This is a genomic window from Actinomadura sp. GC306, from assembly GCF_004348665.1.
Taxonomy (GTDB): domain Bacteria; phylum Actinomycetota; class Actinomycetes; order Streptosporangiales; family Streptosporangiaceae; genus Spirillospora.
The window spans coordinates 1-25,136 of the sequence record NZ_SMKM01000024.1 but is presented as its reverse complement, the minus strand read 5'-3'; the positions used below and the strand labels follow the sequence as shown (position 1 = coordinate 25,136).

Annotated in this window: 31 protein-coding genes and 1 tRNA gene; 18 read left to right on the top strand and 14 right to left on the bottom strand. The window is 71.0% G+C overall.

Annotation, left to right across the window (positions count from 1 at the left end):
- Positions 1 to 53: 53 nt before the first annotated feature.
- The 3 genes from E1200_RS06175 to E1200_RS06165 all read right to left on the bottom strand — a co-directional run bounded on the left by E1200_RS06175 (position 54) and on the right by E1200_RS06165 (position 2,364).
- On the bottom strand, positions 54 to 917 hold the full coding sequence (locus E1200_RS06175) for a DNA-formamidopyrimidine glycosylase family protein (protein WP_131950822.1): 864 nt from the start codon (positions 915 to 917) through the stop codon (positions 54 to 56).
- A 137-nt stretch (positions 918 to 1,054) separates the two neighbouring features.
- On the bottom strand, positions 1,055 to 1,861 hold the full coding sequence (locus E1200_RS06170; RefSeq protein WP_131950821.1) for a phosphotransferase: 807 nt from the start codon (positions 1,859 to 1,861) through the stop codon (positions 1,055 to 1,057).
- 26 nt (positions 1,862 to 1,887) lie between these two features.
- Complete coding sequence (locus E1200_RS06165) at positions 1,888 to 2,364, bottom strand: hypothetical protein (protein WP_131950820.1); 477 nt, start codon at positions 2,362 to 2,364, stop codon at positions 1,888 to 1,890.
- A gap of 336 nt (positions 2,365 to 2,700) precedes the next feature.
- On the opposite strand from E1200_RS06165, the gene E1200_RS06160 reads away from it, so the two are divergent.
- The 5 genes from E1200_RS06160 to E1200_RS06140 all read left to right on the top strand — a co-directional run bounded on the left by E1200_RS06160 (position 2,701) and on the right by E1200_RS06140 (position 8,223).
- Positions 2,701 to 3,876 carry a helix-turn-helix transcriptional regulator gene (locus tag E1200_RS06160; RefSeq protein ID WP_131950819.1) on the top strand — a complete coding sequence of 392 codons (1,176 nt, stop codon included), beginning with the start codon at positions 2,701 to 2,703 and terminating at the stop codon, positions 3,874 to 3,876.
- Positions 3,877 to 3,890: 14 nt separating this feature from the next.
- Positions 3,891 to 4,202 (top strand): 4a-hydroxytetrahydrobiopterin dehydratase, encoded by a 312-nt coding sequence (locus E1200_RS06155; protein ID WP_131950818.1) that lies wholly within the window; start codon positions 3,891 to 3,893, stop codon positions 4,200 to 4,202.
- A gap of 459 nt (positions 4,203 to 4,661) precedes the next feature.
- Positions 4,662 to 4,868 (top strand): heavy-metal-associated domain-containing protein, encoded by a 207-nt coding sequence (locus E1200_RS06150; RefSeq protein WP_131950817.1) that lies wholly within the window; start codon positions 4,662 to 4,664, stop codon positions 4,866 to 4,868.
- A 61-nt stretch (positions 4,869 to 4,929) separates the two neighbouring features.
- Positions 4,930 to 5,889 carry a hypothetical protein gene (locus E1200_RS06145; RefSeq protein WP_131950816.1) on the top strand — a complete coding sequence of 320 codons (960 nt, stop codon included), beginning with the start codon at positions 4,930 to 4,932 and terminating at the stop codon, positions 5,887 to 5,889.
- A 27-nt stretch (positions 5,890 to 5,916) separates the two neighbouring features.
- Positions 5,917 to 8,223, top strand: a complete 2,307-nt coding sequence (locus E1200_RS06140; protein ID WP_131950815.1) for a heavy metal translocating P-type ATPase — start codon at positions 5,917 to 5,919, stop codon at positions 8,221 to 8,223.
- 33 nt (positions 8,224 to 8,256) lie between these two features.
- Here the strand turns inward: E1200_RS06140 and E1200_RS06135 are convergent, their stop codons facing one another.
- Positions 8,257 to 8,706 carry a MarR family transcriptional regulator gene (locus tag E1200_RS06135; RefSeq protein WP_131950814.1) on the bottom strand — a complete coding sequence of 150 codons (450 nt, stop codon included), beginning with the start codon at positions 8,704 to 8,706 and terminating at the stop codon, positions 8,257 to 8,259.
- 95 nt (positions 8,707 to 8,801) lie between these two features.
- Between E1200_RS06135 and E1200_RS06130 the strand changes: the two genes are divergently transcribed.
- The 3 genes from E1200_RS06130 (at position 8,802) to E1200_RS06120 (ending at position 11,449) form a co-directional block, all read left to right on the top strand.
- Positions 8,802 to 9,884 carry an alkene reductase gene (locus E1200_RS06130; RefSeq protein WP_131950813.1) on the top strand — a complete coding sequence of 361 codons (1,083 nt, stop codon included), beginning with the start codon at positions 8,802 to 8,804 and terminating at the stop codon, positions 9,882 to 9,884.
- A 267-nt stretch (positions 9,885 to 10,151) separates the two neighbouring features.
- On the top strand, positions 10,152 to 10,799 hold the full coding sequence (locus tag E1200_RS06125; protein ID WP_243708372.1) for an RNA polymerase sigma factor: 648 nt from the start codon (positions 10,152 to 10,154) through the stop codon (positions 10,797 to 10,799).
- The gene (locus tag E1200_RS06120) at positions 10,796 to 11,449 is read left to right on the top strand and encodes a hypothetical protein (RefSeq protein WP_131950811.1); all 654 of its coding nucleotides are present in this window, start codon (positions 10,796 to 10,798) and stop codon (positions 11,447 to 11,449) included. Before E1200_RS06125 ends, E1200_RS06120 begins: the two co-directional genes overlap by 4 nt.
- A gap of 5 nt (positions 11,450 to 11,454) precedes the next feature.
- Here E1200_RS06120 and E1200_RS06115 read toward each other — a convergent pair whose 3' ends face one another.
- Positions 11,455 to 12,285, bottom strand: a complete 831-nt coding sequence (locus tag E1200_RS06115) for a transporter substrate-binding domain-containing protein (RefSeq protein WP_243708371.1) — start codon at positions 12,283 to 12,285, stop codon at positions 11,455 to 11,457.
- A 184-nt stretch (positions 12,286 to 12,469) separates the two neighbouring features.
- Positions 12,470 to 13,060: a TetR/AcrR family transcriptional regulator gene (locus E1200_RS06110; RefSeq protein WP_131950810.1), complete on the bottom strand. Its 591-nt coding sequence runs from the start codon at positions 13,058 to 13,060 to the stop codon at positions 12,470 to 12,472.
- Between the two features lie 83 nt (positions 13,061 to 13,143).
- Between E1200_RS06110 and E1200_RS06105 the strand changes: the two genes are divergently transcribed.
- On the top strand, positions 13,144 to 14,523 hold the full coding sequence (locus E1200_RS06105; protein WP_131950809.1) for an MFS transporter: 1,380 nt from the start codon (positions 13,144 to 13,146) through the stop codon (positions 14,521 to 14,523).
- A gap of 41 nt (positions 14,524 to 14,564) precedes the next feature.
- Positions 14,565 to 15,053: a GNAT family N-acetyltransferase gene (locus E1200_RS06100; RefSeq protein WP_131950808.1), complete on the top strand. Its 489-nt coding sequence runs from the start codon at positions 14,565 to 14,567 to the stop codon at positions 15,051 to 15,053.
- Here the strand turns inward: E1200_RS06100 and E1200_RS06095 are convergent.
- From E1200_RS06095 to E1200_RS06080, 4 genes are read right to left on the bottom strand one after another with little or no spacing between them, the layout of a single operon-like run.
- Positions 15,028 to 15,225 (bottom strand): DUF397 domain-containing protein, encoded by a 198-nt coding sequence (locus tag E1200_RS06095; RefSeq protein ID WP_131950807.1) that lies wholly within the window; start codon positions 15,223 to 15,225, stop codon positions 15,028 to 15,030. The genes E1200_RS06100 and E1200_RS06095 overlap by 26 nt on opposite strands.
- Positions 15,226 to 15,414: a DUF397 domain-containing protein gene (locus E1200_RS06090; RefSeq protein WP_131950806.1), complete on the bottom strand. Its 189-nt coding sequence runs from the start codon at positions 15,412 to 15,414 to the stop codon at positions 15,226 to 15,228. It lies immediately after the preceding gene.
- On the bottom strand, positions 15,415 to 15,603 hold the full coding sequence (locus tag E1200_RS06085; RefSeq protein ID WP_131950805.1) for a DUF397 domain-containing protein: 189 nt from the start codon (positions 15,601 to 15,603) through the stop codon (positions 15,415 to 15,417).
- A complete protein-coding gene (locus E1200_RS06080) occupies positions 15,604 to 16,482 on the bottom strand; it encodes a helix-turn-helix transcriptional regulator (protein ID WP_165950215.1) in 879 nt (292 codons plus the stop codon).
- Between the two features lie 210 nt (positions 16,483 to 16,692).
- Between E1200_RS06080 and E1200_RS06075 the strand changes: the two genes are divergently transcribed.
- Both E1200_RS06075 and E1200_RS06070 read left to right on the top strand, forming a co-directional pair.
- Positions 16,693 to 17,094, top strand: coding sequence for an ATP-binding protein (locus E1200_RS06075; RefSeq protein ID WP_131950803.1), 402 nt, complete (start codon positions 16,693 to 16,695; stop codon positions 17,092 to 17,094).
- Between the two features lie 95 nt (positions 17,095 to 17,189).
- On the top strand, positions 17,190 to 17,837 hold the full coding sequence (locus tag E1200_RS06070) for a GNAT family N-acetyltransferase (protein ID WP_131950802.1): 648 nt from the start codon (positions 17,190 to 17,192) through the stop codon (positions 17,835 to 17,837).
- 201 nt (positions 17,838 to 18,038) lie between these two features.
- Here the strand turns inward: E1200_RS06070 and E1200_RS06065 are convergent, their stop codons facing one another.
- The 3 genes from E1200_RS06065 to E1200_RS06055 all read right to left on the bottom strand — a co-directional run bounded on the left by E1200_RS06065 (position 18,039) and on the right by E1200_RS06055 (position 20,247).
- Positions 18,039 to 18,338 carry an SDR family oxidoreductase gene (locus E1200_RS06065; RefSeq protein WP_243708369.1) on the bottom strand — a complete coding sequence of 100 codons (300 nt, stop codon included), beginning with the start codon at positions 18,336 to 18,338 and terminating at the stop codon, positions 18,039 to 18,041.
- A gap of 125 nt (positions 18,339 to 18,463) precedes the next feature.
- The gene (locus tag E1200_RS06060; RefSeq protein WP_131950801.1) at positions 18,464 to 19,684 is read right to left on the bottom strand and encodes an RNA-guided endonuclease TnpB family protein; all 1,221 of its coding nucleotides are present in this window, start codon (positions 19,682 to 19,684) and stop codon (positions 18,464 to 18,466) included.
- Entirely contained in the window at positions 19,681 to 20,247 is a 567-nt protein-coding gene (locus tag E1200_RS06055; RefSeq protein ID WP_131950800.1) for an IS607 family transposase, read from the bottom strand. Before E1200_RS06055 ends, E1200_RS06060 begins: the two co-directional genes overlap by 4 nt.
- A gap of 142 nt (positions 20,248 to 20,389) precedes the next feature.
- On the opposite strand from E1200_RS06055, the gene E1200_RS06050 reads away from it, so the two are divergent.
- The 3 genes from E1200_RS06050 to E1200_RS06040 all read left to right on the top strand — a co-directional run bounded on the left by E1200_RS06050 (position 20,390) and on the right by E1200_RS06040 (position 22,379).
- Entirely contained in the window at positions 20,390 to 20,815 is a 426-nt protein-coding gene (locus E1200_RS06050; RefSeq protein ID WP_131950799.1) for a hypothetical protein, read from the top strand.
- A gap of 75 nt (positions 20,816 to 20,890) precedes the next feature.
- A complete protein-coding gene (locus E1200_RS06045; RefSeq protein ID WP_131950798.1) occupies positions 20,891 to 21,124 on the top strand; it encodes a hypothetical protein in 234 nt (77 codons plus the stop codon).
- A 106-nt stretch (positions 21,125 to 21,230) separates the two neighbouring features.
- The gene (locus tag E1200_RS06040; protein ID WP_131950797.1) at positions 21,231 to 22,379 is read left to right on the top strand and encodes a site-2 protease family protein; all 1,149 of its coding nucleotides are present in this window, start codon (positions 21,231 to 21,233) and stop codon (positions 22,377 to 22,379) included.
- 483 nt (positions 22,380 to 22,862) lie between these two features.
- Here the strand turns inward: E1200_RS06040 and E1200_RS06035 are convergent.
- Positions 22,863 to 22,945 (bottom strand) — tRNA-Leu (locus E1200_RS06035).
- A gap of 127 nt (positions 22,946 to 23,072) precedes the next feature.
- On the opposite strand from E1200_RS06035, the gene E1200_RS06030 reads away from it, so the two are divergent.
- From E1200_RS06030 to E1200_RS06020, 3 genes are all read left to right on the top strand, one after another.
- Complete coding sequence (locus E1200_RS06030; protein WP_131950796.1) at positions 23,073 to 23,828, top strand: DUF3662 and FHA domain-containing protein; 756 nt, start codon at positions 23,073 to 23,075, stop codon at positions 23,826 to 23,828.
- An 11-nt stretch (positions 23,829 to 23,839) separates the two neighbouring features.
- Positions 23,840 to 24,337 carry an FHA domain-containing protein gene (locus tag E1200_RS06025; RefSeq protein ID WP_131950795.1) on the top strand — a complete coding sequence of 166 codons (498 nt, stop codon included), beginning with the start codon at positions 23,840 to 23,842 and terminating at the stop codon, positions 24,335 to 24,337.
- Positions 24,334 to 25,136, top strand: an 803-nt coding sequence (locus E1200_RS06020; protein ID WP_131950794.1) for a Stp1/IreP family PP2C-type Ser/Thr phosphatase, incomplete at its 3' end; no start/stop codon positions are given. The genes E1200_RS06025 and E1200_RS06020, both read left to right, overlap by 4 nt.

Sequence of the window (25,136 nt, the reverse complement as noted above, 5' to 3'; positions counted from 1 at the left end):
GGCGCGCGGGCTCCGGCCCGGCAGTGCCGTTCGATCCTCGGAGTGCGAAGCGGTTACTTGAGGAGGCGGGACATTCGGCGGTCGGCTAGCGGCTTGCCGCCCGTCTGGCAGGTCGGGCAGTACTGGAGGGACGAGTCGGCGAACGACACCTCGCGGATCGTGTCGCCGCAGACCAGGCATTTCTGGCCGGTGCGGGCGTGTACCCGCAGGCCGGTCTTCTTCTCGCCCTTGAGATCTTGGGCTTCGAGCCCGCGCGAGCGCTCGACCGCGTCGCGCAGGGTGGTGACGATGGCCTCGTGCAGGGTCGCGACGTCGTCCCCGGTCAGCGACGCGGCGATCTTGAACGGGGACATCTTCGCGACGTGCAGGACCTCGTCGGAGTAGGCGTTGCCGATCCCGGCGATGACCTTCTGGTCGCGCAGCAGCCCTTTGATCTGGGTGCGCTTGCCGCCGACGATCGCGCCGAGCGCCTCGGGGGTGAACGCGTCGTCCAGCGGGTCGGGGCCGAGGGACGCGACGCCCGGCACATCGGCGGGGTCGCGGACGACGTACACGGCGAGGCCCTTCTTCGTCCCGGCCTCGGTCAGGTCGAAGCCGGAGCCGTCGTCCAGGTGGACGCGCACCGCGAGGGGGTTCTTGCCCCCGGGACGCGGCGGCTTGGCGGGGATCTCGTCCCGCCATCGCAGCCACCCGGCGCGGGCCAGGTGGATCACCAGGTGGAGGCCGTCGACGTCCAGGTCGAGGAACTTGCCGTGCCGGGACGCTCCGGTGACGGTCAGCCCGCCCAGGGAGGTCACCGGCGGGTCGTAGGTCTTCAGCGCGGAGATCGCGAGAACATCGATCCGGGCGATGGCATGACCGACCACGCGCTCCCGCAGGAAGCCCGCCAGCGCCTCGACCTCAGGTAGCTCAGGCATATCGTGAGTACTCCATCCCTCGCCCGACCAACATAACCACGGTTCGGACACCCCAACCACCGACCAGGCGACCCGCCTGCCCGAAACGCCCGGTGGCGACCGGGTCGGCTGCGCGTGGGGGGCGTTCTTCGCTGTGCTCAGCGCCGGTCGCGCCGGTACATCGCCCAGCGCTGCGCGGCGGCAGCGTGTTCGAGCGCCCAGCTCTCCGTGTTGGTGACGATGTTGGCCTGCCACTTCTCGGCGAAGACGCGGGCGAACAGGTCGACGGTGTCCGGATCGGCGGCCGTCCAGGCAGGGAACCGGGACGCCCACCTCTCCGCCTCGGCGGGCGTGTGCCCGGCCTTCAGCAGCCACGGCACCAGCAGCGCCATCTCCAGGAACGCGGCGCCGCGTCCGGCGAACGTCCAATCCACCACGTAGACCGTGCCGCCGCCGAGCAGCACGTTGGCGGGGTTCAGGTCGGCGTGCAGCAGCGAGTCCCCGTCCAATGCGGAGACCTCGGCCAGCGCCTCCCAGCGGCGCGCGACCCGCTTATGTCCCAGGACCGGCGGGAGCGGGTGGGCCTGAAGACCGTCGATGACCTTCGCCAAAGCGTCCAGGTCCGCCGAGCCGGGCGTGTAGTCGGCGTGGCGGGCCTGGACGCGCTCGAAGGCCAAGACGAGCCAACCCCCCGCCTCCACCGTCCAGTGCAGGCGGGGGGCGTACTCGGTGACGTGGGGATTGATCGCCGCTTCCCAGCGCAGCGACCGGACCTCCGGGCCGTCGGTGTCCGGGCCGGTCTTGCGGGCGGCCTTGACGAACAACCGCCCGGCCGCGGCGTGCACGGTGGCCGCGATGTCGGCGTGGTTACCGGCCGGCGCCGGCTCGACCGAGTGGATCGGGCCGGTGTGCGCCTTGACCGCGCCGAGCACCTCGGGCGGCAGGTCGGTCCAGTCGCTGCGCATGGATCAGTCCCCGTGGTCTGGTCTGCTCAGGCGGTCATCGGCGGCTGCGCACAGTTCTCCGGGCAGCACGATTCCCCGTCGAGCCACCATTCCAGATCGACGCGGTACCCGGTGGCATGCATCGCCGCCAGGCCCCGCTCGGACGCCTGCCCGGACCGGATGTCCTCGTCCATGATCGGCAGGTGATGCATGAACCGGCCCGCGACCTGGTCGCACACCTCGGCGAAGGTGCGGGTCCGCATCATCGAGCGGTGCCAGATCTTGTCGACGGCCGGCGAGGGCGCGAACTTCACCCAGACGCGCGGGTCGCCGCCGGCCTCGGCCATGGTGTCGCCCCACGCCTTCATGAAGACCAGGAACTGCGCGACTCCCGCCTCGGCGTAGGGGCGGGTGACCTTGTCGAAGGTGACGACGTCGTCGACCATGACCCGGAACTGCTCCGGTGTCACCAGCTCACGCGGGTCTTTGGCGACCGTGGTCGCCTGGTCGGTAGTGATGGTCATGCGAACCTCCAGTGGCGCGCCTCATGGTCTGGTGCCGCGGCCGGAATGCGCGCCGCTGGTCCCGGCCGCGGGGCTCATGTGATCTGCTCGGCGATCGACCGCGGGACGTCCTGCGCGTCCCGCGGGATGTCCTTGAACTCGAAGTTGGGGACCTCGTTTCCAGTCAGGCCCGGGTAGCGGTGTTCGTCCACCGTCCGGGGCCGCTTCTTCGTGTCGTGGGAACTCTTCGCCCACCACGAAACCTTGTGCGCCGTTAGCTTGGTAGGTGCTGCCCGCTGCCTAACGGGCGCAGGCAGCACAGGCAGCGGGCAACGCGGGGCGATACGGGGCGATGCGATGACCTTCGGTGAGAGGCTCCGGCAGCTCATGGCCGAGCGCGGCATCAGCCAGCGCAGGTTGGCCAAGCTCGTTCCATGCAACGACGGGTACCTGTCCAAGCTGGCCCGCAACCTTCAGGTCCCGTCGGCCGAGATGGCCGCCCAGCTCGACGAGGCTCTCGACGCCGGCGGACAACTCGCCGCCTTGCGCACGCCCCCGGCCGTCGGCCGTCGCGTCACCGTCCACGGAAAGTATGCGGACGAGGTCGCCGTCACCGCGTCCGGCATCGGTCACCATGGGCCTGTGGCACCCGAACTCGTCGGCTACTTCCGCCAGCAGTTGCCCGGCCACTACCGCGCGGACATGTGGCTCGGCCCGCACATGCTCATCCCCACCGTCAACGCGCAGACCCGCCTCATCCAGCAGCTCCTACGGACGGCTGACACGCCCGTCCGGCGTGGCCTGCTCGAAATGGGCGTCGCGTACGCCGCGCTACTCGGGTGGCTCCACCAGGACGCCGCCGACCTTGACCAGTCCGAACATTGGCGAACCGCGGCGCTCGACATGGCACACCGGCACGGCGACCCCGAACTCGTCGGCTATGCCCTGGCCAACAAAGCCATGCACGCAGTAGACCTGCGCGACGGCGCGGCCGTCATCGATTACGCCCACGCCGCCCTCGCCGACGAGGGGCGCCTGTCTCCCAAAGTACGGGTCCTCGCCCTGGTCTACCTCGCCCATGGGTACGGCTACAGCGGCGACCGCGATGCCGTCGACCGTGTTCTCGACCGGGCCGAGTCCCTCGTCGACCGGGTCGACGATGCTCACCCGTGGGGCAACGCCTGCCGCCGCACACCCCGCTACATGGACATCCAGCGCGCTACCGCGTATGGACGAGCAGGCGCCCACGCGGACGCCGTCCGGCTCTGGGACGAGATCCTCGTCGACCAGCCGGCGGACTACCGGCGGGACACCGGGGTCTTCCGGGCCCGGCAGGCCGCCGCGCTCGCCGCCGCCCCAGACCCCGAACCGGAGAAGGTCGTGGAGATCGCCGAGGGCGCCGCGGACGCGTGCACGCAGACCGGTTCTGAACGGCTGCGCGGCGAGCTGGCCGCGTTGCCCACGCACGCGTCGGCGTGGGCGCACAGCCCCCACGGGCGGGAACTGGTTGAGATCATCGCGTCCGTCACCTGACCCGGGAGGTAGCCGTGTCCATCCCCGAACCCTTGACGGACGAGCAGATCACCCAACATCTGGCCGACCTGCCCGGGTGGGAACGCGAGGGAAACGCGATCACCCGGACGTTCAAGCACTCGTACCACGAGACGGTGCACCTGGCGATGTACGTCGCGGCCAAGGCCCGCGAGGTCGGGCACCACCCGGACATCCACATCACGTGGCAACGGATCCGATTCGCCATCACCACCCATGACGCCGGGCACCAGATCACCACGAAGGACTTCGAGCTGGCCCGCCACATCGAGGCCATCGCGGCCGGGCACGGCGCCGAGCCCGCTTAGCGGTTGTGCTCGTCGAGCACCTGGCGGACACGTTGCGCCGGAACCGGAGCTACGCCGACAACCGGCCCGGCTCAGCTCGTCCTCCTAGGAGTCAGCAGGCATGATCTGGGTATCCGCGATGGCTTCGCGTCGGCTGTCCACAGGGCTGTGGAAGGCTGTGGAAAAGGCTGTGTACAACTCGGGGGCGGAGCGGACCCGCGGGCTCTTCAGGGGCGATACCTCAGCGAATCCGGGCAAACCGGGGACTGTGCGTGCCAGGCGGCCGTGCACACAGGGTGTGGATAACTTTCCCGCGGTGACCGTCGTACGGCTCGACCGGCCGCTCACCAGGCACGCTGGCGAGTGTGACCGGGGTCTCGGAATAACCCCTAGGGGGTAGGGGTTGTCCGCCGGTGGACGTTATGGCAGCATGAGGCGTGGAAGATACCCCCTGGGGGTACATACGGAGGGAGACGCCCGATGAGCACCGCCACGTACACCGTCACCGGAATGACCTGCGGCCACTGCGTCAGCTCGGTCACCGAGGAGGTCGAGCAGATCGCCGGCGTGACCGGCGTCGAGGTCGACCTGCCGAGCGGCCGGGTGACCGTGACGAGCGACGCGCCCCTCGACGACGCCCAGGTCAAGGACGCCGTCGAAGAGGCCGGATACCAGCTGAAGGCATGACCGGAGCGCCCCGCGTGCCCGCGCGGGCGAGCTCCCAGAGAAGCCAGCGGAGTGAATCGGCATGAACAGCGCGACCAGAGTGGGAGCCTACGCCGTCGGCCTGGCCGTCGTCTTCGGAGGCGCCGCGGGAATCGGCAAGGTCGTCGGCCCGGTGGGCGCCTCGGTGGAGACGGCCTCGCACGAGGGCGGCGGGCACGGCGGGGAGAGCGGCGCGGGCGGCGGGCACGGAGAGGCCGCTTCGCACACGCCCGGCGGCCTGCAGGTCTCTGAGGACGGGTACACGCTCGTCCCGCAGCGGACGACGCTCACGCCCGGGAAGAATACCGACTTCCGCTTCACCATCAACGGCTCGGACGGCAAGCCCGTCACCGAGTTCAAGCCCCTGCACGGCAAGCGGCTGCATCTGATCGTCGCGCGGCGCGACCTGTCGGGCTTCCAGCACCTCCACCCGACCGAGGCCGGCGGTGTCTGGACGGTGCCGATCACGCTGCCGAAGGCGGGGGTGTACCGCTTCTTCACCGACGTCCAGCCCGAGGGCGCGCCGCGCCAGCTCACGCTGGGGACCGACATCACCGCCCCGGGCGAGCTGCGGCCCGCGCCGCTGCCGGAGCCCGAGCAGGTCGCGAAGGTGGACGGGTACGAGGTCGGGCTGTCCGGCGGCCTCACCCCCGGCAGGTCCGCCGAGCTGACGCTGTCGGTGCGCAAGGACGGCAGGCCGGTCACCGACCTGGAGCCCTACCTGGAGGCGTACGGCCACCTCGTGGCGCTGCGCCAGGGCGACCTCGCCTACCTGCACGTCCACCCGGAAGGGGAACCCGGCGACGGCCGGACGGACCCCGGCCCGGGTATCACGTTCTTCGCCGAAGCGCCCAGTTCCGGCACATACCGTCTGTACTTGGACTTCAAGCACGGCGGCAAGGTCCGCACGGCCGAGTTCACCGTGTACGCCGGAGCCGCCGGAGCCCCCGTCCAAGAGCCCGGCCAAGAGCCCGGCCACGACGACCGGCCCCACACGCACTGACCGTCCGATCGAGGCAGAGGAGGAGCGATGAGCACGGACACCGCGTCCGGGCGTGTCGAGCTGGCGATCGGCGGTATGACCTGCGCGTCCTGCGCCAACCGCATCGAGCGAAAGCTCAACAAGCTCGACGGCGTGACCGCGACGGTCAACTACGCCACCGAGAAGGCGAGCGTCGAGTTCTCCGGCGCGGTGACGCCCGACGACCTGATCGCCACGGTGGAGAAGGCCGGTTACAGCGCCGAGCTCCCGGCGCCGCCGCGATCCGAGGAAGAGGCTCCCGAACCCGACGACGGGCTGCGAGCGCTGCGGCAGCGGCTGGTCACGGCGGTCGTCCTGTCGGTCCCGGTCATCGCGATGGCGATGGTCCCGGCGCTGCAGTTCCGCGGCTGGCAGTGGCTGTCGCTGACGCTGGCCGCCCCGGTCGTCGTGTACGCGGGCTGGCCGTTCCACCGGGCCGCGGCGGTCAACCTGCGGCACGGCGCGGCGACCATGGACACGCTGATCTCGCTCGGCACGCTCGCCGCGTTCGGCTGGTCGCTGTGGGCGCTGTTCTTCGGCACCGCCGGCGAGCTGGGGATCAAGCACGGCTTCGAGTTCTCGATGACCCGCTCGGACGGGTCGATGAACATCTACCTTGAGGCCGCGGCCGGCGTGACCATGTTCATCCTGGCCGGGCGGTACTTCGAGACGCGGTCCAAGCGGCGCGCCGGCGCCGCCCTCCGCGCCCTGCTCGAAATGGGCGCGAAGGACGTCTCGGTCATCCGGAACGGGCGCGAGGAGCGCGTCCCGGTCGACCGGCTCGCCGTCGGGGACGTGTTCGTCGTCCGCCCCGGCGAGAAGATCGCCACGGACGGGACGGTCGAGGAGGGCTCGTCCGCGGTGGACGCGTCCATGCTGACCGGCGAGTCGGTCCCGGTGGAGGTCGCGCCGGGCGACACCGTCGTCGGCGCGACCGTGAACGCCGGCGGGCGGCTGCTGGTCCGCGCGACGCGGGTCGGCTCCGATACGCAGCTCGCGCAGATGGCCAGGCTCGTCGAGGAGGCGCAGACCGGCAAGGCGCAGGCCCAGCGGCTCGCCGACCGGATCTCCGGGATCTTCGTCCCGGTGGTGATCGCCCTCGCGCTCGGCACGCTCGGCTTCTGGCTCGGCACGGGCACCGGCGCCGCCGCCGCGTTCACCGCCGCGGTGGCCGTGCTGATCATCGCCTGCCCGTGCGCGCTCGGCCTCGCCACCCCGACCGCGCTCATGGTCGGCACGGGCCGCGGCGCCCAGCTCGGCATCCTGATCAAGGGGCCGGAGGTGCTGGAGTCCACCCGCGCGGTCGACACGATCGTGCTGGACAAGACCGGCACCGTCACCACGGGACGCATGGCCCTGGTCGACGTCGTCACCGCCGACGGGGTGTCCGAGGACGAGGTGCTGCGGCTCGCGGGCGCGCTGGAGAACGCGTCCGAGCACCCCATCGCGCAGGCGATCGCCAAGGGCGCGGCCGACCGCGTCGGCGAGCTCGGCTCGGTCGAGGACTTCGCCAACGTCGAGGGCCTCGGCGTCCAAGGGGTCGTGGACGGCCACGGCGTCATCGCGGGCCGCCCGCAGCTCCTCGCCGAATGGTCGCAGCACCTCGGCCCCGGCCTCCGGGACGCCATGGAGAAGGCGCAGGCGCGCGGCCACACCGCGGTCGCGGTCGGCTGGGACGGTGATGCCCGCGCCGTGCTCGTCGTCGCGGACCAGGTCAAGCCGACCTCGCGGGAGGCGGTGCAGCGGTTCCGGGAACTCGGGCTGCGGCCGGTCCTGCTGACCGGCGACAACGAGACCGTCGCGCGGACGGTCGCGGACGCGGTCGGCATCGACGAGGTCATCGCGGAGGTCCTGCCGCAGGACAAGGTGGACGTGGTCAAGCGCCTGCAGTCCGAGGGCCGGACGGTCGCGATGGTCGGCGACGGCGTCAACGACGCCGCCGCGCTCGCCCAGGCCGACCTGGGCCTCGCGATGGGGACCGGCGCGGACGTGGCGATCGAGGCGTCCGACCTGACCCTCGTCCGCGGCGACCTGCGGGCGGCGGCCGACGCGATCCGGCTGTCCCGCCGGACGCTCCGCACGATCAAGGGGAACCTGTTCTGGGCGTTCGCCTACAACGTGGCGGCGATCCCGCTGGCGGCGGCCGGGCTGCTGGTGCCGATGATCGCGGGCGGCGCGATGGCGTTCTCCTCGGTCTTCGTGGTCGGCAACAGCCTCCGCCTGCGCCGCTTCAAGCCACTGGACGCGGACGCCGGCGCTCCGGCAACGCCCGCCGCCACCGAACCGGCCCGCCAGGAGACCCCGGCGACCCGCTGACCCCGGGTGCGGCCCCCGCCACGGGGGCCGCGCTCAGCCGCGCAGGGTGGCGACGAGCGGCGCGAAGGCGGGGTCGGCGGCGGCCTCGTCGAGGGCCGCGGCCAGGGTCTCGCCGTAGGTGGGGGCGGCCTCCCGCTGGGCGGCCAGCCCCTCCTCGGTGATCACGGTGTAGACGCCCCGGCGGTCCTTGGGGCACATGGCGCGGCGGGTGAGGCCGGTGGTCTCCAGCCGGGCGACGAGGCGGCTGACCGAGCTCTGGTTGAGGCCGATGAGGTCGGCGAGCTCCTGCATCCGCAGTTCGCCGTCCTCGGCGCGCGACAGCTTGCACAGGGCGCGGAACTCCGACAGGCCGATGCCGTGCCGCCGCTGCATCGCCTTGGTGAGCCGCTGCTCGACGAACGCGTGCAGGGTGACGACGCCGTCCCACAGCGTGTCGTCGGCGGTGCGGGTGTCCGCCTGCGGACTCGCAGTGCCAGCGCTCATTCCGGTTTCCCTCCCTCTGTTGACACCAGCCTACATGCGATGACAATCTCTGCATGTACATGCAATCAATGTAGATACATGGTTGGAGGACCGTGATGTCCAGTCCGCTGCTGCTCCCCTACGAGGGACCCCACCTGACGCTGCGGAACCGGATCGCCATGGCGCCGATGACCCGCGGCCGCGCGGACGACACCACCGGCGTCCCCCACCCGCTGACCGCGCGGTACTACGCGCAGCGCGCGGCCGCCGGGCTGATCGTCACCGAGGGGATCTGGCCGGACGTCCTCGGCAAGGGCGGGCCCGGCATCCCCGGGCTGGCCACCGCCGAGCAGGTGGACGGATGGCGCGCGGTCACCGACGCCGTCCACGCCGAAGGCGGGACGGTCTTCGCCCAGCTCTGGCATGTCGGACGCATGTCCCACCCGCTGATCCTGCCGGACGGCGCCACCCCCGTCGCGCCGTCCCCGGTCCGGATCGAGGGGGAGCGGATCCACACCGCCCAGGGCTGCGCCGACCACGTCACCCCCCGCGCCATGACGACCGCCGAGGTGGAGGCGACGGTCGTCCGCTTCGCCGCGGCGGCCCGCAACGCCGTCCGCGCCGGGTTCGACGGCGTGGAGGTGCACGGCGCGAACGGCTACCTCGTCCAGCAGTTCCTCGCCGAGAACACCAACCGGCGCATCGACCGGTTCGGCGGCTCCCGCGCCGGGCGGCTGCGGTTCGCCCTCGACGTCGTCGAGGCCGTCGCCGCCGAGATCGGCCCCGAGCGGGTCGGGCTGCGCATCTCCCCGCACAACCCGGAGAACGAGATCGCCGAGCGGGACCCGCAGGGCACCTACCGGGCGCTCGTCGACGCCCTCGACCCGCTCGGCCTCGCCTACCTGCACATCATCGAGCGGGGCGCCTACGGGGCGCTGGCCGATCTGCGGCCGCGCTGGTCGGGCACCCTCATCGGCAACTTCAACGGCCCGGAGCCGACGTCCCAGCGCGCCGGCGAGCAGGTCCTCGACGTGGGCCTGGCCGACGTGTTCTCCTTCGGCCGGCTGTTCATCTCCAACCCGGACCTGCCGGCCCGCTTCGCGACGGGCGCGCCGCTCACCCCGCACGCGGAGGAGCTCGTCTACGGCGGCGGCGCGGAAGGCTACGTCGACTACCCCGCCCTCGCGCCTCGCCCCTGAAACGACCAGACCCCGCCGGATCTCTCGATCCGGCGGGGTCGTGGTCTTGCGGCCGGTGTGCGGGTCGCCTCTCGGCGAAAGGCTCAACACGGCTCCAGCCGGACGGTATTCCGTGAAGGCGATAGGTGAGGCCCGGGGACACCAGGCACACCGGCTGCCATGTGTAACCGGCGGCCCCCGGGGATTGTTCCCGCCCACGAATATCACTCAGCGTGAACACTCGCGTACAGGTCACACGACGTCCGGAATACCTGCACAATGACCCGGGTGGAACAGGCGGACGAGGAGCGGCTCTGCCGTGCCCTGCGCGCGGCGCAGGACGGCGACGAGGAGTCCTTCCGCGTCCTGTACCGCGAAGTCCAGCCCCGGTTGATCCGCTTCGCCGGCGCTCTCGTCGGCCCGGACGCCGAGGACGTCACGTCCGAGGCGTGGCTGCAGATCGCCCGTGACCTGCCCTCCTTCCGCGGCGACCTCGACGGCTTCCGCGCCTGGACGGCCACGATCACCCGGCACCGCGCCCTCGACCACCTGCGCCGCCGGTCCCGGCGCCCGGGCGGCGACGTCCCCGTCGAGGAACTCACCGCGATGGCCGCCGAGGTCGACACCGAACTGGCCGCGCTGGACGGCATCGCCACCCGGGACGCGATCCGGCTGATCGCCGAGCTGCCCCGCGACCAGGCCGAGGCCGTGCTGCTGCGCGTCGTCGTCGGCCTGGACGCGAAGCGGGCGGGCAAGGTCCTCGGCAAACGCTCGGGCGCCGTGCGCACCGCCTCCTACCGGGGGCTGCGGCGCCTCGCCGACCGCCTGTCCCCCTCCCACGCCGACGCCGCGGCCCCCGCGCGGCAGGCGGGGGAGACGCACCCCCTCCTCCGTCGTGACAAAACCGGCGGAACCGGCGCTGAAGGGGTGATATGAGCGATCACAGGCGAGCCGGCGACCTCGACCGGCGCACCGCCGAGCGCATCCTCGGCGGTGCCGGCGACCATGCCCGGCTCCAGGACCTCCTCGCCGCGGCCTCGGCGCCGGCGCGCCCCGGGGAGCTCGCCGGCGAGGACGCCGCCGTCGCCGCCTTCAAGGCCGCCCGGCCCCCCGCGCGGACGTCCCGCCGGGCCGCCGTGCGCCGCTTCCTCACGGTCAAGGCGCTGGTCCTGGTCGGCGGATCGCTCATCCTCACCGGGGGCGCCGCCGCCTACGCCGCGATGAACGGCCACTTCCCGGGGCACGACAGGGTGCCCTCCTCGCCCCCGACGCTCACCGGCCGGCCGAGCTACGGCGGGCAGAGCGACTCGTCCCGCTACATCCCGCCACGCTCCGGCAGGCCCGCGACGGTGCCGCCGTCCACTCCGCCCGCGACCTCCAAGCGGAGGTCGGCCCCGCCCAGCCCGTCCGCCGACCCCGGCAGGGGCACCGCACCGGGCCAGCAGAAAAAGACGGCCCCGCCGCGCGGGCCCGGCGACAACAACGGCAGCCCGCCGGGGGAGAACTCCGGCAACGGCCAGAGCAGCGGGAACAACGGGAGTTCCCCGGGCCAGAACTCCGGCAACGGGAACGGCAAGCCCGCCTGACCGGGTCAGAGGCAGCCTTCGAACTGCGGCACGTCCACGTCCGACAGCTTCAGGCCGGAGGAACCAAACCACTTCCGCATGAATGCGGCCATCGTCCCGTCCTGGTACATCTGGGTGATCGCCCTGTTGATCGCCTCGCACCCGTCGGGGTCGCCCTTGCGGATCGCGATGCCGGTCCGCCGCTCGCCGAACCGGGAGTTCAGCAGCCGGAAAGCCCCGCCGTGCCGCGTGTTCAGCCCCGCGAGGATCGTGTCGTTCGTCGTGACGGCGTCGATCCGGCCGTCGCCCAGCATCGTCATGCAGTCGTTGTAGGACAGCGCCGCCACCGGAACCGCCGCGACCTGCCGCTCCACGACCACCGCCTCCGCGGCCCCCGACCCGGTGACGGCGCAGATCTTCCGGCCCTCCAGGTCCCGGACGTCGCGGACGTCCCGCTCGTCGTCGCGCACGAGGATGTCCTGGTACGACAGGAGGTACGGCCCGGCGAACGCCAGCCGCTGCTGCCACTCCGGCTCCAGCCAGAACGTCAGCACCATATCGACCTCACCGGTCCGGAGCAGGTGCTCCCGGTCAGCGGCCAGCGCCGGGGCGAAGCGGACCTTCTTCCCCATCCGCTCCGCCAGGTAGCGGGCCACGTCCACGTCCAGGCCCTCGAAGGCGCCGTCCGCCCGCCGGAACCCGATCCCGGGCAGGTCCGGCCGCACCCCCGCAACCAGCGTCGCCTTCGCGAGCATGGACGTGTCCCGCCCGCCTTCGCCGCACGCGACCAGACCGAGGCAGCCCGCCAGCACCAAGGCCATCAGCCGCCGCATCCGCGACCCCCATTCCCCGAGCACACCCCGCTCCCGGCGAGCAGAGGGACACGCACCTAAAAATCACAGCCCGCCTCGCGCGCCTCCACCCTCCTGTCCACATACGGCCTCATCCGACCGCCGGACGTCCCCCGAGGCGCGAAGCGGTCCGCGGAGAAGCCGGCCCGGAGCCGCTGTGGAATTACCGGACGCATGTCCGAGCGGCGCGTCAGCATGCCTGCGGAACGGCCAGGATCGACTGCACGGTCGCGACGACGATACCGGCGGTCTCCTCCGGCCGCAGGCGTCCGGCCCAGTTCTCCTCCGCGGCCCCGTGCAGGACGTGCTGGATGACGCTGACCAGCCAAGACATCGGCAGATCGGTGCGGAACACGCCCTGATCCTGACCCCGGCGGAGCAGGTCCTCGACGCGCTCGGCGGGCGCTGCGTGGAGCTGGCGGACGCGTCCGTCCGGCAAGGTGCCCTGGGCCGCCGCCAGCAGCGCCGTGGACTCGGCCACCAGCGACCAGCTCGATTCGAGCAGCCGGGTCAGGGCCTCGCGCGCGTCCCCGCCGAGATCGACGGCCGACAGGACCTCCTCACCCGCGCGCAGCGCATCGCTCAAAGCCGCCTCGACCAGTTCCGCCCGGTTGCGGAAGTGGCCGTAGAGCGTCATCCGGCCCACCCCGGCGGCCTTGGCGATGTCGTCGATGCTCGCGCCCGGATCTCTGCTCAGGCTCTCGCGGGCAGCGGAGACGATGCGGGCGATGCTGCGCTCGGCGTCCGCGCGCCGGCGCCGCCCAGGAGTGGCCGTGGTCATGCCCGCACCCTAACTCGTACGCCGATGTACGTGTTACTCTCGCCCCATAACTCGTATATCGCCGTACGACTTAGGAGACCGCAATGACGCGGAACGTCCACGAACCACCGGTCACACCGAACCCGTTGCGGTGGCGCATCCTGGGCTTCCTCGGCGTCGCCCAGCTCATGCTGATCCTCGACGTCACCGTGGTGGCCATCGCGCTGCCGAACATCGAGGCCGACCTCGGCCTGGGCCGCCAGGCCGTCACCTGGACGGTCAGCGCGTACACCCTGACCTTCGGCGGCCTGATGCTCCTCGGCGGGCGCGCCGCCGACCTGATCGGCGCGAAGCGCGTCGTCCTCGCCGGCCTGCTGGTCTTCACCGCGGCGTCGCTGGTGACCGGCTTCGCCGACTCGGCGGCCCCGCTGCTCGGCGGCCGCATCGCGCAGGGCGTCGGCGCGGCGCTGCTGTCCCCGGCCGCCCTGTCGCTCGTGGTGCACCTGTTCGACGGCGACGAGCGGAACAAGGCGCTGGGCATCTGGTCGGCGCTCGGCGGAGGCGGCGCGGCCCTCGGCGTCCTGCTGGGCGGGCTGCTCACCGCGGGCCCCGGCTGGCCGTGGGTCTTCTACGTGAACGTGCCCATCGGGCTGATCATCCTCGTCGCCCTCGCCCGGATGCTGCCGGCCTCCCCGGCCACCGCACCGCGCCCCGGCCTGGACGTGCTGGGCGCGCTACTGGTCACCGCCTCGTCCGCCGCACTGATCTACGCGTTCATCCGCGCCGGGGACGACGGCTGGCTCACCCTCGCGACCGGCGCGCTCGTGCTGCTCGCCGCCGTCGGCTACCTCGCGTTCGTGGCCCGGCAGAAGACCGCGAAGTCCCCCATGATGGACGTCGCGCTCCTGGCCCGGCGCCCGGTCGCGACCGGCACGTTCCTGATCCTGATGGCGACCGCCCTGATGATCGCGGTCTTCTTCCTGGGCACCTTCTACTTCCAGCACGCGGAGGACTTCAACGCCCTGCAGACCGGCCTGCTGTTCCTGCCGGTCGCGCTGGCGACGATGCTCGGCGCCCACCTCACCGGCCAGGCGATCGGCACCGCGGGCGCACGCCTCCTCGCCGTCACGGGCCTGCTCACCGCCGCGCTCGGCATGGCCGTCCCCGCCGTCTCGATGCACCCGGCGACGGTCGTGATCGGCACCGCCGTCGCGGGCGCCGGAACGGGCGCACTGTTCGTCGTCGCGTCGGCGACCGCCCTCGGCCAGGTGGCGCCGCACGAGTCCGGCATCGCCTCGGGCATCGTCAGCACGTTCCACGAGTTCGGCGCGTCCATCGGAGCCGCCGTGATCTCCAGCGTCGCCGCCACCAGCCTCGTCGGCGCCACGCTCTCCGGCTTCACGAACGGCTTTATCCTGGCCGCCGTCGCCGCCGCCGTCTCAGCCGGGGCCGCCGCCATCCTGACACCCGGCCGGGCACGATGAGGACGATTACGATGCACGCCGAGCCGCCCCGGAGGTGACCGATGATCGTGCGACCCGCCCGCCAGGCCGATTTGCCGCGACTCGCCCCGCTCTGGCGGACGGCCTGGCTCGACGGCCACGAGGGTCACGTCCCGTCCGAACTGATGGCCGCCCGCGGCCCCGACCACTTCGCCACCCACGCCGAGAAGTACCTCGACACAACCCTCGTGGCCACCGACACCGACGACACCCTCCTCGGCCTGATCATCCTCGGCGACGACGACGGCGAGGTCATCCAACTGGCCGTCGACGCCTCGGCCCGCGGCCAAGGCGTCGGCGGCGCCCTCCTCCAGGCCGCAGAGGACCGCTTCAGAGGCCGCCATGAGCAAACCTGGCTGGCGGTCGTCCCCGGCAACACCCGAGCCCGCCGCTTCTACGAACTGCACGGCTGGCGCGACACCGGCCCCCTGACCTACCAGGCCCCCACCGCGACAGGCACCGTCCCCGTCCCGGTTCACCGCTACGTCAAGGACCTGCAGAACCGCCCTTGATCCAAACGAGCAGCGCCCGCCACGCCTCGGGAGTCAGTGCCAGACGCGGCCCTAGCGGATCCGTCGAGTCCCGGACACCGACAACGGCATCCGGCCCCGGAGCTAGGAGCGCGCATTCGACACAATTCTGCGGCTGGCTGCCACTGCGACTGCTCTTCCGCCAGTGGAGCATCTACATCTCACCCTTGAGCCGGACGAGCAGCGCCCGCCACGCCTCCGGAGCCAAGGCCAGACACGGCCCCTGCGGATCCGTCGAGTCCCGAATGCCGACAACGGCATCCGGCCCCGGAGTCAGAGCCGCACACTCAACGCAGGTCTCAGACTGGCTGGCACTGTAAGTAGTCTTCCGCCAGTGAGGCATCTACATCTCGCTCTTGAGCCGGACGAGCAGCGCCCGCCACGCCTCCGGAGCCAAGGCCAGACACGGCCCCTGCGGATCCGTCGAGTCCCGGATACCGACAACGGCATCCGGCCCCGGAGCTAGGGGTGCGCATTCAACGCAATTCTGCGACTGGCTGCCACTGCGACTGCTCTTCCGCCAGAAAGTCATCTACCGGTCCTCTCGACCACGCGATTCAAGGTTCCGAATGGCCTGTTCGATGCAGTGCCGAGTCTCGGCCTCCGGGGCTGCGACCCGGCACAGTTCCGCCTGGATCTCTCGATAAGCCACGACGTCTTCGTCATCTTCGATGAAGATCGTTCGCCGAAACCCGTCGACGATCACGATGGGGAAGTTCCCAGCTTCAACGTGAAGGATCACGAACGATCCGTCAACACCGGGGTTCTTCGTGGTCGTGAGCGGGAGGATCTGCACCTGGACGTTGGGCCACTCGATGAGCTCGCGCAGGTAGCGGAGCTGGGCGGTCATGACCTCGCGTCCGCCCACCCATTGCCGGATCGCCGCCTCACCGATCACGGCTTTGATCAAGAGGGGGTCGGGTCGAGTGAGAGCCTCCTTGCGCGCCATGCGGAACGCTACCCCCTCGTCGATGTCACTCACTCCGCTGCTGGGAACGGACGCCATGACGGCGTGGGCGTATTCCGGTGTCTGGAGGAGTCCAGGGATGAGGTCGGCGTGGTAGGTGAACAGCTCGGACGAGTCCTGTTCGAGGAGTACGTACTCGCCGTAGTGGGGCCCCTTCCCTGGGAGTTTGTGGCGTCTGATCCAGTCGCGGGAGCGGCCACCGGTGGCGAGGCCGACCAGTGCGGATCTGAGGTCGTCGTCCTCCGGGAGGCCGTACATCATGGCGATGTAGTTGACCTCGTGGGTCCTGGCTACTACCTGGGCGTTCTCCATTCGGCTGAGGGCGCTCTTGGACATGCTGAGGAGAGCGGCGGCCTCGTCCAAGGTCAGGCCGCGTTCTTCGCGAATCTTGCGTAGCTGGGTACCCAGCCGCCTTCGGCGGACGGTGGGGGGTCGCTTCGACATATGACCAAGTGTGATCGACCTGCAACGTCGTGTCATCACCGTCGCGAGATTGGGGATATCCCGCTTTCCACAACTCCCGAAGTCCCTCGCTCCCGTTGTCAGCGAGAGCGCTTGTGCCGTCCCACCTGGCCATTCATGCTGGCGAGCGCCTCTCACCAGAAGGAGTGAAGCGATGACGCAGTGTGAGACCAGAGTCGGAGGTCCGACCCCATGAAGCTGCTCGGGACGATCACGATGCCGGGCGTGCCGAAGTCCGCACAGACTGCACGGGCGTTCGTCCGCGGCCTGGCGCCGCACATCGAGGACGAGGCCATGGCCGACATCGTCCTCTGCGTGGACGAACTTGTCGCGAACGCCTGCGAGCACACCGCGTCCGGGACGGACGACGGCGAGGTGACCGTCATCGTGAGCACCGGCGAGGACGTTCTACGCGTGACCGTCCTCGACCAAGGCGGCACCCAGGGCCGGCCTCGTGTGCGCCACGATCCGTGCTCGGAGGACGGCCGCGGCCTGCTCCTGGTCGACGCGCTATCGAAGAGCTGGGGAACACACCCCGCACTGAACGGCACGGCCGTATGGGCGGAGTTCCACGCGATCCGACCCCTTCGATAACGCCCACCTACGCACGTGAACCCGCCGCACCCGCCCCTGGCCGAGTCAACGAAAATCAGTGGTCGGTGGCGACGGGGGCGCCCCAAGATGAGGGGATGCTCGTCGACCATTTCCCGCTGCTGGGACTGCGGTTGTGTACTCCGCGACTGGAGCTGCGGTTGCCGTCGTCCGAGGAACTGGCCGCCCTGGCGGAGCTGGCCGCCGAAGGCATCCACGACCCTGACGTGATGCCGTTTCTGATCCCGTGGACCGACCGGCCGCCCGCCGAGGTCGCCAGGAGCGTCGTCCAGCACCACTGGCTCCAGTTGGGGACCTGGGAGCCCGGCAACTGGAGTCTCCAACTCGCCGTCTTTCACGGCGGTGCCGTCATCGGGCTTCAGAAGCTCAGCGCGCGTGATCTGACGATCACCCGGGAGGTGACCACCGGCTCCTGGCTCGGCAGACGGCATCAAGGGCAGGGTTTCGGCACCGAGATGCGGGCCGCGGTACTGCACCTGGCCTTCGCCGGCCTGGGCGCCGAGGAGGCCACCTCCGCCGCCCTCTCGTACAACCACGCCTCCCGAGCCGTCTCCCGCAAGCTGGGCTACCGCCCCGACGGCCTCGATCGCCGCGTGGTCCGCGGGGCCTTGGCCATCGACACCCGGTTGCGCCTGAGCCGCGCCGACTGGGAGCGGCACCGCACCACCCCCGTCACCATCGAGGGCCTCGAACCGTGCCTCCCCATGCTGGGGCTCTCCACATGACCACAACGAAGTCCCGCTCTTGCCCGCGACCGTCCCGCACCCGGAACGACTCCACAACCGTGGCCGGGCGGGAGTAGAGGCCACGACACAGCAGCGGCAGACCACGCCTGGATCATCACCACCCGAACCGGCACCGCAGGGGGCGTACAACATCGCCGCGCCAGCCCCGGCCGACACCGGCCGGGGCTCACACGCCACGACTCAGATCTCCTTCAGAAACCCCGAGTCGACCGCGAAATCGGCGCCCGTCGTGCTCGCCGAACGCGGCGAGGCCAGCAGCGCGACCACGTCCGCGACCTCCTGCGGGTCGGTGAGACGCCCGGTCGTGAGGCTCATCATCTCCGCCGCGCCGCGCTCCAGCACCGCGTCGCGATCAGGCCCCGTGGCCCCGGCGATGATGTCGGCGGCGCCGCCCTCGTCCGTCCACCAGGGCGTCAGCGCCGGTCCCGGCGACACCGTGTTGACCCGGATGCCCTGCGGCCCGGACGCGCCTCGCCCCATGAACCGTTCGAAGAATCTCAGTGATCCTCGTTCCTGATTCGCTGGCATCTGCCCCGGCAGGCCGGGGTCTTACGTCGCCTCCACAGGCGTTTAGCGTCTCCGGGGAACTGCCCGGCGACGTGGGGTCACGCGGCCTGTTCGCCTTGTTGCATGGCGGTCAGCAGGTTGTGTGCGGCGTTGACGTCGCGGTCGTGGGTGGTTCCGCATGCGCACTGCCAGGTGCGGTCGGCGAGGGTGAGCGCGGCGTTGACCGTCCCGCAGGTTCCGCACAGCCGGGACGAGGGAAACCACTGGTCGGCAGCCCACACCTGCGCCCCGTACCAGTCGGCTTTGTAGGCGAGCTGGCGGTAGAACTCACCGAACCCGAGGTCGCAGATCGCACGGGACAGGCGCCGGTTACGGGTCATACCGGTGACGTTCAGGGTCTCCACCGCGATCGCGCGTTTGGTTCTCGCGAGCGTCGTGGTGGTCTTGTGCAGGAAGTCGGCGCGCTGGTGCGCGACGTCCAGGTGGACCTTGGCGACCCGGCGGGCGGCTTTGGCCCGGTTCGCCGAACCTTTCGCCTTGCGGGACAGGTCCCGGTTGGCGCGGCGGAGCCTTCGCAACGCAGCCTTGAGTGGCTTGGGGGCGTGGAGTTCGGTGACGGTGCCGTCCTGGTCCACGATCGTCGCGAACGTCTTCACCCCGACATCGATCCCGCACGCGGCAGCACCCTGCGGGACCTGCCGCGCCTGGTTCACCTGGGCGCGGTCGATCTCGATCTGGAACGACACCCACCAGCGGCCCGCCTGCTCCTTCACCGTCGCGCCGATCACCCGCGCGGTGCCGTCGGTGATGCGGCCGGTGAGCCAGGTCATGTCCTCGCGGGTGCGGACCTTCCCGATCCCGGGCAGGTGCACCGCACGGTGATGGGCGGGCCGGGCGCGGTCGGCGTCGTAGCGGAACCGCGACCCGTGCTTACGTCTGCGCCAGTCCGGGAACCCGACGCGGGCGCCTTTGCGGGAACCGGCGCGGGAGTCGAAGAAGTTCTTGAACCCGGCCGCGCGGACCCGGCACGCCTCCTTCGGCACCCGCGACGACAGCCCCTCCGCCGTGAACCACGGGTACCGGGCGGCGTGCTCGGCGCGCCACAGCCGCTCCAGCGCCGGAGCCGACCACGGCACGGCGGTCAGTTCCCCGGCCGCGATGCCGTAGGACTGTTCGGCCTCCCGCTGCGCAAGAGCCGCCCGAACCTTCTCCAAGCAGAAGTTCTCCACCACCCGCGACAGCCCCGCGTGCCGCCCGAGCCGGGCGGCCTGCGCCGGGGACGGGGCCAGCTCTATCCGGTAGCCCTGCCGGGCGGTCACGCCGCCCCCGCCGCATCCAAGGCCGCTGCGGCGCGCCGCTCGGCCGAGCGCCGCCCGTACAGCCGGGCGCAGAACCAGGTGAGGACCTCGGTCATGTCCCGTACCAGGTCGTCCTCTACCTCGGTGTCGTCGATCACCACGATGCGGCGGCCGGAAGCGGCGAGCGCGGCGGACAGGTGTTCCAGCCCGAAGCGGGTGAGGCGGTCGCGGTGCTCGACCACGATCACCCCGGCCGTCGGGTCGGCCAGCAGCCGGGCCAGCTTGGGGCGTTTCCCGTTCAGCGCGGACCCGACCTCGGTCACCACCTCGGCGACCGGTAGGCCCATCCCCGTCGCAGCGGCCACGACACGGCCCGCCTGCCGTTCCAGGTCGGGTTTCTGGTCGGCCGAGGACACCCGGCAGTACGCGACCGTGCGGCGCTCTTGGGCCGGGGCGGATTCCAGGACCAGGTACCGGCCGGTCGCGGTCTTCACCACCGGGACCGGCATCTGCCCGTCCCGCGCCCACTTCCACGCGGTTTGGTAATGCACCCCGTTCCGCCGCGCCCACTCCGAAAGCTTCACCCGCTGATCATCCCAGATGAAGACAGAGAAACACTGATGATTCAGCTAACAGCTAACAACCCCACCGGCCGTCAACCGGATGCACGCTTCTCACCCGACACGTAAGGTAGCCGCACGAACACCGCACAGCCGAACGGACGCCATGAACCGCTCCGCCCTCCTCCCGGCGCTGCTCCCCGCCCTCCTCCTCCCGGCATGCGGGGGCGACGAGTCGGCGATCACTCCACCCTCGCCGGCTCCACTGACGACACCTCCGGTCAGCGCCGCCCCCAGCCAGAGCGCCCCGCGCCCGAGCACGGTCTCGGACGGACGAGACCTGGCCGCCTGCCGGGACGGCGACTGCGAGGTGATCCTCAAGGAGGGCGACGTCCTGCGCTTCGGCACCGGCCTCGAAACGGACCCGCTGACGGTCGTCCGCGCCGGTGAGACCCTCACGATCACCGACCCGTCCGGCTTCACGGCCAGCGTCGGCGGCGCGGGCGGAAAGCTCCAGACGGGCGCCGTCCAGATCCAGGTCGGCGAATCAGCGGGAAAGCGCACAGCCGTGAGAATCTCCCCGCGCCCCTGAACATGGCCCCTGACCTCCCGGGTAGGGGACGCCCAATCGGCCGTCCGGCCGACGAAACCCAAGGGAGGAAGACCCATGAGCGCGACACAGGAGACCGGTGGCATCACCGGCACGAAGGACAAGGACTACAACCTCATCTGGTTCGTGGAGCAGTGCCTGAGCAACGCGCTGCGGCTGGAGACCTACATCAACGACGCCGAGCGCGCCGGCGACACCGAGCTCGCCGACCTCTTCCGCCGCGCCCAGGCCGAGAGCCGCAAGGGCGCCGAGCAGGGCAAGGACCACCTGCGCCGCCGCATCTCCGCCTGAGCCGCGGCAACAACGGGGTATAACCGGACGTTTCCCCGGGTATGTGATCAAGTTCCGAGACCCCGTTTCCCGGGACCACAAGAGAATCGCATGCGAAGGAGCCCGGATGCGCGAGTCGATCCGCCTCGGCCACATCGCCGGTATCAGAGTCGGCCTCAACGTCAGCGTGCTGGTGATCGTCGCGATCCTGGTGTTCGGGCTGTCGTTCGGCCGGTTCCCGGAGGTGTACCCGGACCACGCCACCTGGGCCTACGTCGTGGCCGGGCTCGTCAGCGCGATCGCCCTGCTGGCGTCCCTGCTCGCCCACGAGCTCGCGCACGCCGTCGTGGCGCGCCGCAACGGCGTCGAGGTCGAGGGCATCACCCTGTGGCTCCTGGGCGGCGTGGCCCGGCTCCGCGGCGAACCGCGGACCTCGGGCGCCGACCTGCGCATCGCCATCGTCGGTCCCGCCACCAGCCTGGTCGTGGGCGCGGTCTTCGCGGTCCTGGCCATGCTGGCGGCGGCCGTCAACGCCCCGGACCTCCTCTTCGGGACGCTCGCCTACCTCGCCGGCCTCAACGTGATCCTGGCGGTCTTCAACATGATCCCGGCCGCGCCGCTGGACGGCGGGCGGGTCCTGCGGGCGTTCCTGTGGTGGCGGCGCGGCGACCGCACCGGCGCCGCCGTCACCGCCGCCCGCGCCGGACGTATCTTCGGCCTGACGCTGATCGCCCTCGGCTTCGTCCAGTTCATGATCGGCGCGGGCTTCGGCGGGCTGTGGCTGGCCCTGATCGGCTTCTTCCTGGTCACCGCCGCCGGCGCCGAGGAGCAGCAGACGCGCGTCCACGCCGCCCTGCACGACGTCCGCACCGCCGACGTGATGACCCGCGACCCCCTGGTCATGGACGCGAACACCACGGTGCAGGAGCTCATCCTCAACGTCGTCCTGACGCACCGCTACTCGACCTACCCCCTGGTCGAGAACGGCCGCCTCGCCGGCCTGGTCACCCTGAACCGCGTCCGCGCCACCCCACCGGACCAGCGCCACGAGCTCACCCTCGGCGACGTGGCGTGCCCGCCAGAGGAGGTCCCCACCGCGACCCCGGACGAGCTGCTGACGGACCTCCTCCCGCGCATGGCGGGCTGCACCGACGGCCGCGCCGTGATCATGGACGATTCAGGCCAGATAGTGGGCCTGATAACGGCGAGCGACATAGCCCGCGCGATCCAGACCGCCGACCTGCGCGGCGTCCCCCAGGGCACCTGGCCGTCCTGACCGTAAAACCTTCATGCCCCCTGGTCACGGCGTCCGGAAGCGGGGAAAGTGGAACCATGCCCACGCACCGGCCCAAGCGACCCCCGCCCAACGGCCAGCAAGGCACCAAACCCCCACGGGGGCAAGGGGGCGAAGCCCCCAAGAAACACCAGCCCGCGCCGACCCGCACCAGTAAACGGACCCCGGCCACAACGGACCAAGGGGCGAAAGCCCGAGGGGGGCAAGGGGGCGAAGCCCCCAAGAGGCATCAGCCCACGCTGACCCGCACTACAACACGGACCCCGACCACAGGGGGGCGAGGGGGCGAAGCCCCCAAGAGGCATCAGCCGACGCCGACCCGCACTACAAAGCGGACAGCAACCACAAGGGGGCGTGGGGGCGGAGCCCCCACATCGGGGGTTCCAGGGGGTCGCCCCCTGGGCCAACACGAAGAAGGAGTGCCCGCCTGCGCTTTCCGCAGGCACAGCACTCCCCACTCGTTCGTGGGCGGAGAGGGATTTGAACCCTCACATCCTTTCGGACACACGGACCTGAACCGTGCGCGTCTGCCGTTCCGCCACCCGCCCCGGGTGCGCACCCGTCGCCGGGTGCCTGAAAAGGCTAGCACGGTCAGAGCGGTGGTTAGGTATCCGGATACGCCGAGCGAACCTTTGCACCGATACGATCGTCTACCAGTGGGGAAGGGAGGTGCCCGTGGGCGTCATTCAGCGCTTCGAGCGACGGCTTGAGGGCATGGTCGAAGGGGCCTTCGCACGTGCCTTCAAGTCCGAGCTGCAGCCGGTCGAGGTGGCCAGTGCTGTGCAGCGCGAGATGGACGATCGGGCGGCGATCGTGGCACAGGGCCGCACGCTGGTTCCGAACGACTTCGTCGTGGAGATCTCTCAGCAGGACGGGCAGCGGCTGCAGGTGTACGCCGACAGCCTGAGCCAGGAGCTGGCGAATCTCGCGCGCGAGTACGCGAAGGAGCAGGGGTACTCCTTCGTGGGGCCGGTGCGGGTGCGGTTCGAGAACGCGGGCGATCTCGCGACGGGCATGTTCCGCATCAGGTCGGGCGTGATCAGGGGCTCGACCGTGGAGGGCGGGGAGATCCGTCAGCCGGTGAGCGATGTGCCGCAGGGTGGGCGCGGGGGCGTCTTCAGCGGGCATCCGCGGCTGCTGGTCACCACGGCGGTGGAGGGCTCGGACACGACGCAACGCACCTATGAGATCAATACCCCCGTGACGCTGCTGGGCCGCGGCACCGACTGCGACCTGCGCCTCGTCGATCCGGGCGTGTCCCGGCACCATGCCGAGATACGCGTAGAAGGTCCCGAAATCGCTCTCGTGGATCTAGGGTCGACCAACGGCTCGTTCGTGAACGGGCAGCCGATCCGGCGGGTGACGCTGGTCGACGGCTCCCGGGTCACGATGGGCCGGACCACCCTTGTGTTCCGCCGCGATAGGGAGTAACCCCGACTCCGATGTCCCCATTCACCCTCACGCTGATCAAGCTGGCGTTCCTCGCGGTGCTGTGGCTGTTCGTCATCGCGGCCGTCGGCGTGATCAGGGCCGACCTGTTCGGCTCTAAGGCCGCGTCCAAGGCGGCCGGCCGCGCGTCCCAGCCCCGGCCCCCCAGGGCGGCCAGGCAGCCCAAGCCCCCGCGACCGCAGCGCAGCGCCCAGCAGGGCGCCCCGACGAAGCTGGTGGTCGTGCAGGGCGAGCGGGCCGGCACCGTCATAGACCTCACGGGGGTGCCCATCACCATCGGTCGGGCGAATGACGCCACGCTCGTTGTCACCGACGACTACGCTTCGAGCCGGCATGCCCGACTTTATGCGCAGGACGGTCAGTGGATCGTGGAAGATCTCGGCTCGACCAATGGGACCTATCTCGGACGCACCAAGGTGAGCCGGCCGATGCCGATTCCACCCGGCGTACCGGTCCGTATCGGCAAGACCGTGATCGAGCTGCGCAAATGACCCTGGGAATCCGCTACGCGGCACGCTCCGACGTCGGCATGCTGCGCGAGGGCAACGAGGACTCGGCGTACGCGGGCGCGCACCTGCTCGCGGTGGCCGACGGGATGGGCGGGCACGTCGGCGGCGAGATCGCGAGCGCCGCGGCGATCGAGGCGCTGCGGGCGCTCGACAAGGACCTCCCCGCGACGGAGCTGCTGGCGGCGCTGGAGCACACGGTCAAGGCCGCCAACGACAACCTGCACCGCATCGTGGAGTCCGATCCCGCGCTGCAGGGCATGGGGACGACGCTGACGGCGATGCTGTGGGCCGGCAACCAGGTCGCGCTGGTCCACATCGGGGACTCCCGCGCCTACCTGCTGCGGGACGGCAGCCTGTTCCAGATAACGCACGACCACACGCTGGTGCAGTCGCTCGTCGACGAGGGCCGGATCAGCCCGGACGAGGCGGCCTCGCATCCGCAGCGTTCGCTGCTGCTGCGCGCGCTGGACGGCCGCGGCGAGGTCGATCCCGACCTGTCGCTGCGGGAGGCGCAGGTCGGCGACCGGTACCTGCTGTGCTCGGACGGCCTGTCGGGCGTCGTCACGGCGGAGACGATCTTCCAGGTGCTCACCGAGGTCGACGAGCCGGACCAGGCCGTCCGGCAGCTGATCGACCTGGCGAACCGCGGGGGCGGTCCCGACAACATCACCTGCGTGGTGGCGGACGTCATCGACCTCGACCGGCAGCCCCCGACGGGCGGGCCGGGCCAGGCGGTGGGCGCGGCGGCGAACGCGACGCCGCCGGAGCCGCCGGGCGGGGG

Bases quoted from the DNA above. Each gene is read 5' to 3' on its own strand.
- E1200_RS06090 (WP_131950806.1), bottom strand. From the start codon at position 15,414: ATGCCTCACTGGCGGAAGACTACTTACAGTGCCAGCCAGTCTGAGACC.
- E1200_RS06165 (WP_131950820.1), bottom strand. From the start codon at position 2,364: ATGACCATCACTACCGACCAGGCGACCACGGTCGCCAAAGACCCGCGT.
- E1200_RS06145 (WP_131950816.1), top strand. From the start codon at position 4,930: ATGAACAGCGCGACCAGAGTGGGAGCCTACGCCGTCGGCCTGGCCGTC.
- E1200_RS06170 (WP_131950821.1), bottom strand. From the start codon at position 1,861: ATGCGCAGCGACTGGACCGACCTGCCGCCCGAGGTGCTCGGCGCGGTC.
- E1200_RS06085 (WP_131950805.1), bottom strand. From the start codon at position 15,603: ATGACTTTCTGGCGGAAGAGCAGTCGCAGTGGCAGCCAGTCGCAGAAT.
- E1200_RS06100 (WP_131950808.1), top strand. From the start codon at position 14,565: ATGATCGTGCGACCCGCCCGCCAGGCCGATTTGCCGCGACTCGCCCCG.
- E1200_RS06105 (WP_131950809.1), top strand. From the start codon at position 13,144: ATGACGCGGAACGTCCACGAACCACCGGTCACACCGAACCCGTTGCGG.
- E1200_RS06050 (WP_131950799.1), top strand. From the start codon at position 20,390: ATGAACCGCTCCGCCCTCCTCCCGGCGCTGCTCCCCGCCCTCCTCCTC.
- E1200_RS06080 (WP_165950215.1), bottom strand. From the start codon at position 16,482: ATGTCGAAGCGACCCCCCACCGTCCGCCGAAGGCGGCTGGGTACCCAG.
- E1200_RS06025 (WP_131950795.1), top strand. From the start codon at position 23,840: ATGTCCCCATTCACCCTCACGCTGATCAAGCTGGCGTTCCTCGCGGTG.
- E1200_RS06110 (WP_131950810.1), bottom strand. From the start codon at position 13,060: ATGACCACGGCCACTCCTGGGCGGCGCCGGCGCGCGGACGCCGAGCGC.
- E1200_RS06160 (WP_131950819.1), top strand. From the start codon at position 2,701: ATGACCTTCGGTGAGAGGCTCCGGCAGCTCATGGCCGAGCGCGGCATC.
- E1200_RS06140 (WP_131950815.1), top strand. From the start codon at position 5,917: ATGAGCACGGACACCGCGTCCGGGCGTGTCGAGCTGGCGATCGGCGGT.
- E1200_RS06040 (WP_131950797.1), top strand. From the start codon at position 21,231: ATGCGCGAGTCGATCCGCCTCGGCCACATCGCCGGTATCAGAGTCGGC.
- E1200_RS06065 (WP_243708369.1), bottom strand. From the start codon at position 18,338: ATGGGGCGAGGCGCGTCCGGGCCGCAGGGCATCCGGGTCAACACGGTG.
- E1200_RS06150 (WP_131950817.1), top strand. From the start codon at position 4,662: ATGAGCACCGCCACGTACACCGTCACCGGAATGACCTGCGGCCACTGC.
- E1200_RS06130 (WP_131950813.1), top strand. From the start codon at position 8,802: ATGTCCAGTCCGCTGCTGCTCCCCTACGAGGGACCCCACCTGACGCTG.
- E1200_RS06075 (WP_131950803.1), top strand. From the start codon at position 16,693: ATGAAGCTGCTCGGGACGATCACGATGCCGGGCGTGCCGAAGTCCGCA.
- E1200_RS06070 (WP_131950802.1), top strand. From the start codon at position 17,190: ATGCTCGTCGACCATTTCCCGCTGCTGGGACTGCGGTTGTGTACTCCG.
- E1200_RS06045 (WP_131950798.1), top strand. From the start codon at position 20,891: ATGAGCGCGACACAGGAGACCGGTGGCATCACCGGCACGAAGGACAAG.
- E1200_RS06135 (WP_131950814.1), bottom strand. From the start codon at position 8,706: ATGAGCGCTGGCACTGCGAGTCCGCAGGCGGACACCCGCACCGCCGAC.
- E1200_RS06175 (WP_131950822.1), bottom strand. From the start codon at position 917: ATGCCTGAGCTACCTGAGGTCGAGGCGCTGGCGGGCTTCCTGCGGGAG.
- E1200_RS06095 (WP_131950807.1), bottom strand. From the start codon at position 15,225: ATGCTCCACTGGCGGAAGAGCAGTCGCAGTGGCAGCCAGCCGCAGAAT.
- E1200_RS06120 (WP_131950811.1), top strand. From the start codon at position 10,796: ATGAGCGATCACAGGCGAGCCGGCGACCTCGACCGGCGCACCGCCGAG.